This window comes from Bacteroides caecigallinarum (assembly GCF_016902295.1).
GTDB lineage: Bacteria > Bacteroidota > Bacteroidia > Bacteroidales > Bacteroidaceae > Phocaeicola > Phocaeicola caecigallinarum_A.
In genome coordinates, this window is sequence record NZ_JACJLQ010000254.1 from 1 (window position 1) to 212 (window position 212).

A 212-nucleotide genomic window follows, 5' to 3' on the forward strand; every position below is an offset into this window, starting at 1 on the left:
CTACTTCCTTAATCATGTGCGCCAGCTGGCACATTATACAATGGACGGTAAATATTGTATAGACAATAATCTGATAGAAAATTCAGCGCGCCCCATAGCGGTCGGCAGGAAGAATTTTTTATTCTGTGGTAATCATGACGCAGCTGAAGATGCTGCTGTTATCTATTCATTCATGGGGTGCTGCAAGGCTGCCGATGTGGACTTCAAGGGCT

1 protein-coding gene is annotated in these 212 nt (G+C 44.8%); it reads left to right on the forward strand.

Annotation, left to right across the window (positions count from 1 at the left end; translation table 11 throughout):
- Positions 1-212, forward strand: a 212-nt coding sequence (locus H6A27_RS15025) for an IS66 family transposase (protein WP_204509235.1), incomplete at both ends; no start/stop codon positions are given.